Annotated in this window: 10 protein-coding genes; 3 read left to right on the top strand and 7 right to left on the bottom strand. The window is 68.7% G+C overall.

What is annotated here, in order from left to right:
• Positions 1 to 82: 82 nt before the first annotated feature.
• From IPG50_38585 to IPG50_38610, 6 genes are all read right to left on the bottom strand, one after another.
• A complete protein-coding gene (locus tag IPG50_38585; GenBank protein MBK6698051.1) occupies positions 83 to 1,939 on the bottom strand; it encodes a hypothetical protein in 1,857 nt (618 codons plus the stop codon).
• A gap of 78 nt (positions 1,940 to 2,017) precedes the next feature.
• On the bottom strand, positions 2,018 to 2,425 hold the full coding sequence (locus IPG50_38590) for a hypothetical protein (GenBank protein MBK6698052.1): 408 nt from the start codon (positions 2,423 to 2,425) through the stop codon (positions 2,018 to 2,020).
• A gap of 64 nt (positions 2,426 to 2,489) precedes the next feature.
• Complete coding sequence (locus IPG50_38595) at positions 2,490 to 2,954, bottom strand: hypothetical protein (GenBank protein MBK6698053.1); 465 nt, start codon at positions 2,952 to 2,954, stop codon at positions 2,490 to 2,492.
• A gap of 76 nt (positions 2,955 to 3,030) precedes the next feature.
• Positions 3,031 to 4,893: a 4Fe-4S binding protein gene (locus IPG50_38600; GenBank protein MBK6698054.1), complete on the bottom strand. Its 1,863-nt coding sequence runs from the start codon at positions 4,891 to 4,893 to the stop codon at positions 3,031 to 3,033.
• Positions 4,894 to 5,255: 362 nt separating this feature from the next.
• Positions 5,256 to 6,308 carry a DUF362 domain-containing protein gene (locus IPG50_38605; GenBank protein ID MBK6698055.1) on the bottom strand — a complete coding sequence of 351 codons (1,053 nt, stop codon included), beginning with the start codon at positions 6,306 to 6,308 and terminating at the stop codon, positions 5,256 to 5,258.
• A gap of 223 nt (positions 6,309 to 6,531) precedes the next feature.
• Entirely contained in the window at positions 6,532 to 7,611 is a 1,080-nt protein-coding gene (locus IPG50_38610) for a hypothetical protein (GenBank protein MBK6698056.1), read from the bottom strand.
• Positions 7,612 to 7,718: 107 nt separating this feature from the next.
• Here IPG50_38610 and IPG50_38615 point away from each other — a divergent pair, with 107 nt between their 5' ends.
• Positions 7,719 to 9,170: an MATE family efflux transporter gene (locus IPG50_38615; protein ID MBK6698057.1), complete on the top strand. Its 1,452-nt coding sequence runs from the start codon at positions 7,719 to 7,721 to the stop codon at positions 9,168 to 9,170.
• A gap of 34 nt (positions 9,171 to 9,204) precedes the next feature.
• Entirely contained in the window at positions 9,205 to 10,167 is a 963-nt protein-coding gene (locus IPG50_38620; protein MBK6698058.1) for a pyridoxal-phosphate dependent enzyme, read from the top strand.
• A gap of 31 nt (positions 10,168 to 10,198) precedes the next feature.
• Here the strand turns inward: IPG50_38620 and IPG50_38625 are convergent, their stop codons facing one another.
• The gene (locus IPG50_38625; GenBank protein ID MBK6698059.1) at positions 10,199 to 11,905 is read right to left on the bottom strand and encodes a hypothetical protein; all 1,707 of its coding nucleotides are present in this window, start codon (positions 11,903 to 11,905) and stop codon (positions 10,199 to 10,201) included.
• 47 nt (positions 11,906 to 11,952) lie between these two features.
• On the opposite strand from IPG50_38625, the gene IPG50_38630 reads away from it, so the two are divergent.
• Positions 11,953 to 14,010, top strand: a complete 2,058-nt coding sequence (locus IPG50_38630; protein MBK6698060.1) for a serine/threonine protein kinase — start codon at positions 11,953 to 11,955, stop codon at positions 14,008 to 14,010.
• Positions 14,011 to 14,019 lie beyond the last annotated feature (9 nt).

Genomic DNA, 14,019 nt, shown 5'->3' on the forward strand with positions numbered 1-14,019 from the left:
CCTGGCGACGAGCGAAAGGCGGCGGTCGCACTGGAAGAGGCCAGCGACGTCATCCGCGAACGGCCCACTCTAGACCGGGTGCCTAGTGCGGGTGATACAGGAGTTCGAGGGTCCAGAGCGCCTTGCGCGACGCGTCGCGCTGCCACGCTTCGCCGAAACGGCGCGAGACTTCGGCGAGCTTCGCCTCCAACTCCTTGGCGCCCACGGCGCGGGCCGCCTCACGGCGACGGGCCGTCGCCTCGAGGACGGCGAAGAGGCCGCAGCTTCGACACGCGGGAACGAACTCACCTTCGACCCATTTGCGCGCCTCAACGTGGAGCCGCGGCCTCGCCCCAAGGAGAGCGTGGAGGCGCAGCGGGTGCGTGTACGAGAGATCTTTCAGGCGACGAACGAAGGCCGCAGGCTCTTCGTGATCGGCGAGCCCGTGCAGCTCGAGATCGACAGAGGACCACTTGCTGCTGTCACCGCGCGGCGGCTTCGCTGAAGCGCTCAGCGCCAGGTGTTGCGCGAGCGTGTCGGCCGCGTGCGCCTCGGACTGGCCCAAGTACCGCTTGGTTCTCGCCTCGTCGTGAGCGAACCACGCTGCCACAGCGGCGACCACGAAGGCGTCTTGAGCGAGCAACGAGTGCGTCGTGATGCCGCCCTGCTCGTAGAGCTTGCCCTTGCTCAGCGCGTACTCGTCAAAGTACGTGTCGATGACGGCGAACTCCTTCGCGGCGCGCGGACCGTCGGCTGCGAGGGCCGCGAAGAGCGCCAGCGCCGCGTTCTTCGCGGCTCGACAGCCGACTAGCGTGCAGCGGTCGCCGTAGGTCTCGTCCCAGGAGTGACCGCGCATTCCCCAACGCGGCATGTCGAGCGCGAACTGAAAGGTGTCTGTGACAACGCCCACGGGGTTGCCGAAGCCGCCGGGCACGACCGACAGCTCCAGGTTCGCTTCGGGCATGCAGCCTCGGTAGTCGTTGGCGGTGCCAGCGAGGCAGTCGAGCGTCTTCTGCGACGCATCGGGCAGGCCGCGGTACCAATCCTTCTTGAGCGCACGGACCGCGTCATTCGTCTCAGGGCGAGGCGCCGAGACCACGGTCGCCTCGACCTCGCTCAGCGTGTAGGGCGCCCACGGCTCGAGGCCACGAGCCGCCTTGAAGGCGGTGGCCGCCTCGTCGACGCGGCCGAGGGACCAGAGCGTCTCGGCCTTCGCGCGGGCATCGGGACACGCGGCCATGGCGCCCTCCGCACCGAACAGATCGTTGCGGTCGAGCCGCGCGAGGATGTCGGCTCGACAGGCCTCGGGGCCCGAAACGACGACCGCGCTCTTCGGAGGCGGGCCCGCGATCACGTGCGAGCGACTGAGCACCGGCACCAAGCACACGGCCCAGCCCAAGGCGCCGAAGATCGTGAGCGCGAGAGGCACGCGCGAGCTCCCCTCGGCGAAGACGCCGACGGGCCGCTCGACCCAAGCGCCCTCGGGACGAGCGGTGAGCGAGAAGCGCGGCTCACGGTACCCGCCCTCGTCGTTGCGCATCACGACGCCTGAGGCGAGCACCGTGGCCCCCGTGTTGACGCGCCGCACCGACGTATCGCCGCGGTCGGCGGTCTCTTCGCGTTCGCCGAGGATGACTTGCGCAGCGCCCGCGAGCTCGATCTCTTGCCCGCCCGAGCGGAGCGCGAGCCGCTCAGGCCGCGAGGACGTCGCGTCGGGGTGCACCTCGAGCGTCGCGCGAATGGCGGGCCCGAAGCGCGTCGTGAGCTCGCCACCGTCGAGCGTGCCGCGGAGCACGACGCGCTTGCCCTGGTGAGCACCCAGCGCGCTCACGTCGATGGGCGCGCCTAGGCGGCGGCGGACGGCCTGGCGACGGCGGTGACGGAGCCAAAGGACGGCCGCGCCGGCAAAGGCCGCGGTTCCCGCGGCGAAGGCGCCGAACGACAGGAGGAGGAAGAGCACGGGCTCATGGAAGAACGCCTAAGCGGGAAGGTCCATGGGGATCGTTCCGAATCGACCTCACGGAACGTGGTGAGCAGCTCACAGCAACCTGGCCGCGCCAACAGGTGTCTCCCCTTCGAAGGCTTGGACGGCGTCATCCATGGTGCGAATCACTTGTTCCGCTGTGTCGGCCGACGAAAACCGCTTCACGAAGCACCTGACGCCGTCACCGTTGGACCGGAGGCGCATCTCCTCCAAAAGCGCCGCGCCAATGGCTTTCGGATGTGCGCCGTCACTCCCGTCGAAGATGACGATCGCCCACGCCCACGCGTAGCGCACAACCCATGTCGGGCGCTCCAGTCGCGCTGTGGCGTCCACGAGCGCATCCCACCAAGTGTGGTCCACCCTTGAGCGCGTGAGCACGTAGCCGACAACCGGCCTCTCGACGGCCTTCAGCGCGCCCTCGATACCGCCCAGGAGATCCGCGCGATCGACGATAGTGGTCATTTCGCTTTGGGGTGAGGCCGTGTGCCCGGCCCGCGCCGACAGGAAGCGTCCCAGGGCATGGCGTTCAACTTGGCCCCAAGACCAGCCTCGTGGCGGACTCAAGTTCGAGACCAGGGTAGACGCGCCCCACCAGGGCCGCAAAGTCACGCCGCAGGGTCACCAGTTGCGTGAGAAGTTCGCGGAGCGGCAGCACCTCGTCGCCCGGAGCGATCGCAGCCGTCAGTCCCGTACGCGCCACGGCCGCCATGTCGTCGTGGACTGTGATCGCTAGGCTCCGCTCAATCCCCTGTTCGTAGAAATCGAGCGCCGCAGGGGTGCCTGCCAAGAGTTGCTTTTCGACAGTGGGAAGCTGCTCGAGCACGATCAGCAGGTCTGTGGCGACGTCCACCGGCCACGGCTCACGAAACCCCTCAACGACGAACTTGAGCCCCGCCTCCTGAAGGTCGTCGCAAATCGACTCAAGCTGCGATCCCCCGGGTGCCACGCTGAGCTGGCGGGGACCGGATACCGCGAGCGCCGAGATGCTCATGTGGAACCTGGAAGGCATGACCGAGCACCTTTCAGTCACGCTTTCACGCTGACGAAGCAAGCGCGCTGTAGCTCGACTAACTCTTCTGATTGTAATTCGTGTTCTCGAGCAAGATCACGTTCGACTTCGAGCGCGTCTCGCCGACGCTCGTGATGTACACGGCGGGCTGATCGACGACGGGGCACACCTTCTCGCAGGCGCCGCAGCCGATGCACAGGCTCGGATCCACGTGCGGCCTCTGCAGGTGCACCTTCTTCATGGCCGGGTGCTCGCCGTTCGGGCCCGGCTTCGAGTCGCGCACGTCGGCCTCGACCTCTTCGACCCAGATGGCCTTCGGCGACGTCGGGCAGAACTCTTCGCAGACGATGCACGGCGTCTGCATGCTCCACGGCAAGCAGCGACCGACGTCGTAGAAGGCCGTGCCGATCTTGATGGGCGGCACCCCCTGCCCCATCTTCTCCTTCTCGGTGATCTTCTGGATGGCGCCGGTGGGGCAAACCTGACCGCACAGCACGCACGAGTGCTCGCAGTAGCCGATGCGTGCGATCAGGATCGGCGTCCAGATCCCCTCGATGCCCGCCTCAAGGAACGCCGGGTGCAAGGCGTTGTTGGGGCACACCTTCATGCACTCGGCGCAGCGAATGCAGCGCTCCATGAACGCGCGCTCTTCCACCGAGCCCGGCGGCCGGATCACCTTCGACTGGTAGTTGACGTCGAGCGCGTCAGCGATGCGCGCCGCCGGCAAGAACGCAGCGCCAACGCCCACCGACGCCAGCACCGTGCGTCGATCGGTGTCGGGCTTGGTGATGGCGCTCGCGCGGTTCGGCAAGAAGCGAAACTTGATGACGTCCTCGGGGCATGCCGTCTCGCAGTTCATGCACATGTGGCACTCGTCTTGGCGCCACTTGACGCCACCCTGCGGGCTGTCAGCGCCCTGGCAGTTGACGAGGCAGAGGTTGCAGTCGGTGCACTTCGAGTGATCCTTCTCCATGCCGAAGAGCGCGAAGCGGGAGAAGACACCGAGGAACGCGCCGAGAGGACAGAGGATGCGGCACCAGAAGCGCGGAATGAAGCGGTTCGCGAAGAGCACCGCCACGAGCAAAAAGACGATGAACCACGTCTGGTGGAAGTAGAACTGGTGCGACTGCCAAACGCTCGTGGCGAGGAAGCTCTGCGCGCTGTCCGCGGCGCCTTGCACGGGCCGGAGCGGCACCGATTGCACGCCGCCGAGCCCCCGACCCATCACGTACTGAAGCGCGGGGATGACGCCGAGGCCGATGGACCGGACCGCGATGCAGATCGGGTCGAAGAGACCGCCAATGGCGCTGCCGAAGACACCCGCCACGAGGAACGCGTAGAGCAGGTAGTACTTCGCGCGCTGGTAACCGTGGGTCTTGTTGGCTTCCACGCGCGAGCCGCCGCGACCGCGCCGCGAAGGCAAGAGCCACCCGAAGAAATGATGCAACGTCCCGAAGGGGCAGATCCATCCACAGAAGACGCGGCCGACGACGAGCGTGAGGGCGAGCAGGCCGACGCTCCAGAAGAGGCCTCGGTACACGGTGTGCGTCGAGAGGAACGTCATCGCCGCCACGAAGGGATCGGCGAGGAGGAACGCTTCGACAGGCAGCGGCAAGCGAACGACCGTGTCGGCCGACGCGGCGAACGAGCCTCGGAACGCGGTCTGCACGAGGAAGTACAAGAACAACGCGAGGAACGAGACCTGCGAGACGCGGCGCACCCAAACGAGCACGCGAATGACGCGGCGCGCGGGAATGCCGGAGCCGGGCCGCTTCGGATCGACTTTCTTCAGCTTCGGCTTCGGTCCCACGACCGAGACGGCGGGCCCCGACGTCGCGGCCGCGTCGCTCGCCGCGTGGCGTTCGTCGATGCCGAGGAGCGCGCTCAGCGACGCGAAACGAGCCTTCGCGGCACGCTCCATCTTCGCCGGATCCTTTGCCGCGTCTGTCGCTGAACCTGCAGACGCGGACGCAGTCGCGACGGGCGCCGCAGCCGCGCAGCCGCAGCCTTCGCCGCAGCTCGCCTTCTCAGCGCTCTTCGGCGCCGCAGCCGCACGCGACGCGGGCTCCGGCCGGTCGTCGAGCGCGTCGACCACACCAACGCGACCGGTCTTCCAAGGGATCACGTCAACGTGGGCGATCGAATCGAGCGGGACCGCGTCGAGCGCCGCCGCGTCGAGCCGCACGACGTGCGCCGGGAGCTTCGCGTCGTCGGTCCCGCACGTCTTGCCGGTCGACGCAGGGACCCTCGACGCTCCTTGGCCAGCGCCAGCGCCGACGGAGTTCATACTTCCCTCACGCGGAGGTTCTCCCAAAACATCGTGCCGATGCCGCGCTCGTGCCCCATCTTGAGATACGGCAGCTGATCGCGATGGTTGCCGAGGAGCGTGCACGCGAAGGCATCTGCGGCCACCTGGTCGATGGACGCGACGACAGTGTTGAGCTCTTTCGTGTCGTCGATGTTGCCGCCCTGCGGGCCATTGCGAACGAGCACGCGCATCGCGTCCACGATGGTCAACGTCGGTCGCATGAAGGTCGCGAGGTCGGCAATGGAGACGTCGATGTTCTGATGCAGCCGGTTGCGACGACCGCCGAGGACGCCGTACCAGTTCTTCATCGCGGCGGTGAAGCGCGCCAAGTTGTGGTGCTTCGCCACCGGCACGTTGATGACCTTGTCGGCTTCGACGAGCGTCGAGAAGATCGGCCACTCGTCGAGCACGTCGCCCTTGAGGCGCATCGTGCGGAAGCGATGTTCGGCCGGGAGCACGACCTCGGCACCGAGGCCGTAGGCCTTGCGCCAGATGCCCGAGCGCTGAAAGCAGCGGTTCGGATCGTTGCAAGAGCCGTCGGCCACGACGACCTTCTTGGCGCCGGCGTTGAAGGCGGCCTTCACCACGGCGCCGACCACGTCGGGGTTCGTGTTGGCGGCGTGCACCGGCATGCGATCCCAGCCGATGTTGGGCTTGACCACCACGACGTCGCCGCGGCTGACGAAGCGGCCCATGCCGCCGAGCGCCTCGAGGGCCCTGTTGACGAGGGCCTCCGCGGTCAGCGCCTCGGGAAGACCCTTGGGCGAGCGCGCGATGGCAAGCTCGCCGTCTTGCCCCTTGTGCGCATCCACGAGGCGATAGTCGCGGACCTGCCGGGCCCCTTGCCCAACGGCGGCACCGAAGCCGCCCTTGTCCCAGGTCAGCTTGCCGAGCGCGAGCGACGCGGCCGCCACGCCCGAAGCGAAGCCCACGCGCTGAATCAACTCGCGGCGCGAGGGGCGAGCCTGATCGGGCTCCTCTCGGGTGGAGGATGCGGTGGACGACTTCTCTTTGGGATCCACGCCCATCTCTTAGCCCTCGAAACGACCTCGCGGCAACTCCTCGTCGATCGAAGAGAGCCATGATTTCCAGGCTCACCGGACGTCGGCGGCCCCGGCCGAAACAGGACGATTCTAGTCCACTTCTGGGCGCTCGGGCACCGGAGCCTGTCGATTCCTCGGGCTTCCGGCGGCGGGTGGGGGCTCCGAGCCTCGCCGGTCGGCGGCGCAGCGGAGCCGTAGGGAACGCGCTCTAGTAGCTACTCCCGCCCCGCAACGTTGGATCCGCGGCCGCGTTTTCTCCCCGCGTCGGCTGGTCGCCACGGGCGAGGGCCCCCAGTTGGGCGCCCGCCATGGCCTTCAAGACGTCGGAGCCGGCGCCCACGAAGCTCGGCGCGATCTCGAAAGGCCAGTGAACGAACACGCGGGGCACGGCTGAGTAGTCCCGGCTCAGCCTGACATCGACGCCCGCATCGCCACGGCTCGACTCGAGGAGGCGCGTGGCCTTCTCCGGGTGGTCCATGACGTAGCCGACCGTGTACGTGATGTTGTTGCAGACGAACGAGTTGCCGCCGCGCGGGAAGCCCGCGAGGGTCACGCCGAAGACGACGTCGTCAAACGACACGCCGAAGCCCCCTCTCCGGCTCGCCTTCGCAATGGCGTCACGCCCGGCATTCTGAACGGCGGCCCAGGAGAGCAAGTTTGGACGAAGGTATTCGTCAGCCGACGCCGACGGAACGAGGGGCACATACTTCGAAGGGTCACCCGCGGGCCTGATGGTGTTGGTCCCGTCTTCGGAAACGAGCGCAGCGTTCATGGCGCCGAGTTCAAGCCAAACCTTCTCCCGAGCGCCGCCGATGCCGTTCATCATCACGAAATTCGGCGCGAACGCGTCCAGCTCACGCAGGACGAGAACGGCCGCGAGATCCCACGCAACGGGCAGCGTGAGAGCGCAGACCTCGACATCGGCATCGACGCCGGGGAGGCGCAGCAAGCGGCTGCCGACGCCAAGCTGCGTCGCGGGCGCCACCACACCTCCCCCGCGGAAGCCTCCAGAGACCTTCGCCTCAGGCACCACTTCGCCGACCATCGACCCTGTCGCGTTGAAGACGAACCCCGTCAACAAGAGGCGGGGCCGCGAGGCAGGCGTGGTGGGGCACCTCGCCTGGTAATTTCGGGCGAAAGCCAGGTTCACGTCGTGCTGGCGTCGGGCGTCTTCGCTACCGGTATCGATGACGAGCGCGCTCGCGCTCGCCGCTTCGCCGGCGCCATCACCGCACCCGGCGAGGAGCGCCATCGAAAGAAGCAAGGAGAGCCTAAGCGGATGGAGCATGAGCCCCGCCGTACAACTTCCGATCCAATGGCGAGCCCCTCGTTGCGAGGCCCAAATCGCTACACACCGCTGTAGCGAAGGCGAGGAGCGGCTAGAGTTCTCGCCTCGTGAGCCCGACCGAGCGCATCCTCCGCGGTCCCCTCGCCTTCGAGGTGGCGCGCTTCGGGCTTCCGCTCGCGTTGGGCATGGGCCTGCAGACGACGTTCAACCTCGTCGACGCGTACTTGATCGCGCGCTTGCCGGTGCGCGAGGTGGGCCCCGCGATGGGGGCGCTCGGCATCGCCGATCTCATCGCCGCCGTCGGCACCATCTCGAGCTACGGCATCACGACGGGCGCCGGCGCGATGTTGGCGCGCCGCGCCGGAGCCGGCGACGAGGCGGGCGTTCGGAAGGTCGCCTGGCAATCGACCCTCGTGGTCGCCGCGCTGGGCCTAGCGTTCGCCGTGCTCGGACTCCTCTTCGCCGGGCCCGTGGTGCGGGGCCTCGTGGGCGCGAAGGGCGACGTCGCCCTCTACGCGGAGCGCTACCTTCAGATCAGCGTCGGCGGCAGCTTCACGATCTTCTTCCTGCTGCACCTGTCGACGCTGCAGCGCGCCCTCGGCTCAGCGAAGACGCCGGTCGCGCTGCTCGTCTTCGGCAACGTCCTCAACGTCCTTCTGGCGGTCCTCTTGATTTTTGGTCCGGGGCCGGCGCCAGCGGGCCTCGGGTGGGCCGCCGAGCTCGCCCGCGCCCTCGGCGTTCCGAGGCTCGGCATGTTGGGGGCCGCGTGGGCCACGGTCATCGCCCGCGCGCTCGTGCTGGTGCCCAACGTGATCATCGTCATCCGTCGCTTCGGGCTGGGCGTGCCCGCCACGCAAGAGCGGGGCCCCGACGCCGCCGTCTTGCGCGAGCTCTTCCGCCTGGCCCTCCCCCTGAGCGCGCAGTTTCTCGTCCGCATCGGCTCCATGCTCTTGGCGAGCTCGCTCGTCGCACGCTACTTCACGACGGAGACCGATCAGACCGCGTCGGTGGCCATGGGCCTCGTGTTCCGTCTCGACACGCTCGCGCTGTTCGTGGCCATCGGCTGGGGCAACGCGGCGCAAACCTTCGTGGGCCAATGCCTCGGCGCGAACCTTCACCCGCGCGCCGTGCGGAGCGGTTGGCTTTCGGCGGGCTACGATCTCGTGACGGCAGCCGTCATCGCGCTCTTGGCGCTGCGCTACGGCTCCGAGCTGCTGTCGCTCTTCGATCCAGAACCGGGACCGCTGACGATCGCTTCGCAATACCTGAGCGTCGTCGCGCCGGCGTACCTCGGTCTCGGCACCGCCATCGTCCTCGGAGCGGCCATCAGCGGCGCCGGCGCGACGCGACTCGCGCTCAGCGTCGATCTCTTCGTGCTCTTGGCCGTTCAGACGCCTCTGTCCATCGTCGTGTGCGCGCGCGGCGGCAGCATCCGGGCTCTCTTTGCATGCGTCGCCGCGTCGCACGTCCTGGGCGCGGTGATCTACGCGGCGGTGTTCGCACGGCGTCGGTGGCTCGGCGCCCCGATGTCCGCGCCTTCGAGCAGCCCCCTTGGGTAGCCTCTCGGCTCGCTCTTTCGAGTACGCTCGCCCCGTGCAGCACGCCGAACTCCTCCTCGCCATTCGCGACGCGAGCGCGCGCATCGCGGACATCGTCCAGAGGACGCCGACGGTGCAGTCGGGCGCGCTCAGCCGCGCCGCGGGCGCCGCCGTTTACCTGAAGCTCGAGCACCTGCAACACACGGGCAGCTTCAAGCTGCGCGGAGCGTCCGCCAAGCTCACCAAGTTGCCGCGCGACGCGTCCGTCGTGACGGCGTCGACGGGCAACCACGGGCTCGCCGTGACCTATGCAGCGCAGGCCCTTGGCATGCGCCCACCGCGCGTGTTCGTCCCCAAGAGCGCCGACGCGGAGAAGGTCGAACGGCTTCGCGTCGCGGGCGCGGAGGTCGTCGTGGAAGGCGCCGAGTGCGTCGACGCCGAGGAGGCGGCGGCGGCCGCCGCCGTGCGAGCGAGCTCCGTCTACGTTTCGCCCTACAACGATCTCGACGTGGTGGCGGGCCAGGGAACGCTAGGCCTCGAGCTAGCCCTGGACCTCCCGCGCATCGACCGCGTCTACGTCGCCGTGGGCGGCGGCGGGCTCATCGCCGGCGTGGCGGCGGCCGTCAAGGCCGCCCATCCTTCGGCCCGCGTCATCGGGTGTCTGCCTGCGAACTCGGCGGGCATGGCGGCGTCGATTCGAGCCGGCCGCATCGTCGTTGCGCCGGAAGAGCCGACGTACTCCGACGCGACGGCCGGCGGCGTCGAGAGCGGCAGCGTGACGTTTCCCTTGTGCCAAGCGCTCGTCGACGAGTGGAGCACCGTGACGGAAGACGAGATCGCCGGGGCATGGCACGCGCTCTTCGCCGCCGAGCGTTGGGTCGTCGAAGGCGCCGCCGCGGTGCCGGTGGCAGCGCTCACAAAGACCCCGCCGCAAGCCGGGGAGCACGCTGTGATCGTGCTCTGCGGCCGCAACATCTCGCTAACGAAGCTCGAAAGGCTTCGGGCCCACGCGAGGTAGGCCTCGGGCCTCCAACGAGCGCGCGCCCCCGCTAGCGGCCGTGGCCTTTGCCCAAAATCTCCGGCATGCGCGCCGCCGGGTCGAACTCGTGCACGTGCGGCGGGTGGTGGCACGCGAGGCACTGGTCGCCCTTGGGCTTCGGAATCGGAACGGCGACCTTCGGGTTGTCGGCGTGCAGCGAGCTCGGCCCGTGGCACGTCTCGCACTGCACGTTCTCTTTGCCCTTCACCGCCGTCACGGTGGAACCGCCCGGCTGGTCGTAGCCGGTGACGTGGCAGCTCACGCAGTCGAGGTTGAACTCCTTGTGCTGCTTGGTGAGCGTCGCGTAGGCGCGGGCGTGGGGCGTCTTGTCCCAGACTTCGCGCGCGTCCGAGTGGCACGCGTCGCAGGCGTCGACGCCCGCGTAGCTCGGCTGGCCCTTCGCTACAGGCCGCGGCACTTTGCCGGCAAAGGCGACGCGGTTCGCCTCGTTCACGTGCTTGTAGTATGCACCCAGCCGATCGATGACGCCGGGGTCGGAGCCGAGCTTCTCGCGCACCTCGACGACTTGGTAGCGGAAGAAGCTGCCGGTGGCCGGCGCAGGCCGCTTGTCGAGCGACGCGCGCTCCGCCTCGAGCTTCGTGAGCTCGGCGCGGCGGGCCTCGATGTCGCCCTTCTGCACCTTCTGGCGAAGCTCGGCGCTGCTCTCGAGCTGCGCCACGCGCCCCCGCAGCTCCTCGATGCGGCGCTGCAGAGAAGAGCGCTTCTGGGCCTCCTCGAGGCCGCTACCGTCGGCGAACTTGAGCGAGCCATCGCGCACGAAGAAATCGAGCACGACGGCGGTGGTGAGGTGGTTGCCCGATTCGGCCACGATGACGTCACCGACGCGCTCGGCGCTCGGCGTCTCCGAGTTGCCTTCGCCGCGCGAGCTCGCCGAACCGCAGACGACGGCCAGCAATTCGGGGACGGCTTCGGCCACGCGCTTGGCTTCGCCGCGGCCGGTGGCGAGCAACGCCACGACCACTTGGGCCCCCTTCTTCTTGAGCTCGGCGACCTGCGCGCGAATGACGGGAATGGCCTCGGCGGCGGTCACCCCTTCCGGCGCGCCCAGCTCCGCACGGGCAAACGAGACGGCGCCCGCGAAGCCGACCTTGATGCCTCCCAAGTCGCGCAGCGACGGTCCACGCCAGGGCGCGGGTACGCCGTCGAGGTTGCCGGCCACGACCGCCGCACCGGTAACGCTCGACAGGCGCGCGAGCTCTTCGCCGCCGGCGGCCCAATCGTTGCGGCCCGGCGCGAAGGCGACGAGGCCCACGTGCGCGAGCGCCGAAGCCAGCGTCTCCGCCTTCTTGATGTCTTGCGCGCGCTTCTCTCCTGAGAGCGTGGGGTCGAGAAAGAAGAGGGGCCCCGCGCTCAGCACCGCCGACGCCGGAACGTTCTTCTTCTCCGCGAGCACGTACGCGGCGAGGTGGTCGAGCCCGCCCAGCTGATCCTTGACGCAGCCGCAGGGTTCAATCGCCCCCGCCACGTCGCTCACGGCGTAGAGGCGAAATGTGGGCGCGGCTACGCTCGCGGTCCCTTGCGCGGGCTGGCCTTGCCCCCCCGTCCCGCGGCAACCCTGGCACGCGAGCAGCGACAACGGCGAGACGCCCAGCGCCAAGCCCGACACCAAAAGGGGGGCCAAGGAGCGCAGGCCGCGCCGGGCAAGGCGGCGCGTCGATGCAAGGAAATGGCGGGTCGTTGGGAGGGAAGCGCGCATGATGGGATCGCTTCTTATTCGCGGCGGACAAGACTACTCTAGGGCACGTGCAAGGTGACAGTCCCCCAAAGCGTGCCCTGAGCGGCACGTTAGCGAATCCGGTTCGCATTGGGCCGTACCTGCTCGAGTCGCGCATCGCCGTCGGGGGAACGGCAGAGGTCTACCTCGCGAAGGTGGCGCCCGACGCGGCCGGCGATCCGGTGGGCCACGGAAATCCGTCACAACCGCTCATCGTCAAGCGTCTCTTGCCACACTTCTTGAGCGATCCCGAGGGCCTCACGATGTTCGAGCGCGAGGCCGCGCTCCACAAGTCGGTGCGCCACGAGAACGTCGTCACCGTCTTCGAGTCCGGCGTCAGCGACACCGGCGAGCCGTACCTCGCGATGGAGTACGTCGAGGGCGTTGACCTTTATCGACTGCTCCGGCGCCTCAAGCAAGAAGGTCGAACGGCGGCCACCGCGGTCGCCATTCACGTCGTCCGCGAGGTTCTGAAGGCCCTCGACTGCGTCCACGCGGCGCGCGACACGTCCGGCGTCCCGCTCGGCATCATTCACCGCGACGTGACGCCGTCGAACGTCGACTTGGCCCGCGACGGCCAGGTGAAGCTCGGCGACTTCGGCATCGCGCGCTCGACCTCCCGCGCCACCTTGCGCAACGCCGCCAGCGCCATGCTCAAGGGCAAGATTGCCTACCTTGCACCAGAGCAAGTCGCCGGCGAAGACTTCGACCATCGCGCCGACCTCTTCAGCGTGGCGAGCGTCCTCGCGGAGATGCTCCTCGGCAAGCCGCTCTTTCCCGGGGCCGGACAGCTCGCCATCTTGCTCGCCATTCGCGACTGCAACATCGAGCCGCTGCGCGAGATCGAGAACCAATTGCCGCCGGGCATGTTCCTCGTGCTCGAGAAGGCGCTCGCCCGCGATCCCGACGCCCGCTACCCCACGGCGGCGGCCTTCGCAGCGGCGCTCGCGCCCTTTGAGCCCGACCGCAGCTCCGCGCGGCGTGAGCTCGCGTCGCTCGTCGTTCACACGCAGGCCACGTCGGCGTCGAGCGACGCGCTCCAAGCGGTGCACAACAGCGCCCGCGCCCTCCGCGCCATGACGCCCTCGGCGGCCTTCGCGGTCTTCGACGCGTCGGCGCAACCGACCTCCAAGATCGAGTCGTTGCCTTCCGACGTGGTGACCGCCAACGGCACGCGCCTCGGGCCGTGGCCATTTGCACGCATCGTCGAGGCGCTCGCGACCGGCGAGGTCGGCCGCGGCGATCGCGTCGCGTACATGGGGCGGGGACTCACGCCGGTCGAGAACATCGAGGAGCTCGCGAGGTTCTTGCCGCCAGCGACGGCAGCCACGAGCCAATTGCCGGGCCCCGGCGCGCCGGACTTTCAAGACGACCTCCGCACGTCGAGCATGCTCGACGTCATGTTGCGGATCTTGGACCGCAAAGAGACCGGCGTGCTCTTCGCGGAGCGAAGCGACAAGCCGCTCCGCAAGGAGCTCTACTTCCGCGCCGGGCGCCTGCATCACGTCGCTTCGAGCGACGCGAGCGAGCTGCTCGGCGCGTACCTCGTTCGCCGAGGCCAGCTCGCCCGCGAAGAGCTCGACCTCGCGCTCGCCGTCTTGCCGCGCTACGGCGGCCGCATCGGCGACACGCTCATCGCGCTCGGCCTCGTGTCGCCGATGGACATCTTCCGCGCCATCCGCGAACAAGGCCGCGATCGTTTCGCCGACCTCTTCACGTGGACGCAAGGCACTGTCGTCTTCTACCGCGGGCAACAGGAGCCGCACGTCGAGTTCCCGCTCGACCTCGACTTGCCGCCGCTCCTCGTGGCCGGCGCCGAGGCGGCGAAGCCCGGCGACGCACCGCTCGACGCGTACCGCGAACGATTCGACCAGGTCGTGCAGCGAGGGAGCCTGGACCATCAAGGCCTCGCCCGCGGCATCGCGTGGCCCCCGCTCTTGGCGGAGGTCCAGAAGCTCGGCTCGGTGGGGCTCCCCTTGCGCGACCTCTTGAAACGCAAGGTCGCCACCGGCTCGAGCGCCCCCGATGTACTCCGCGCCCTTGAGGTCCTGCTGGCAGCGGGCCTCCTCGCGCTTCGCCCACGCTAGCCGATCACG

The organism is Myxococcales bacterium, assembly GCA_016703425.1.
Taxonomy (GTDB): Bacteria; Myxococcota_A; Polyangia; order Polyangiales; family Polyangiaceae; genus JADJCA01.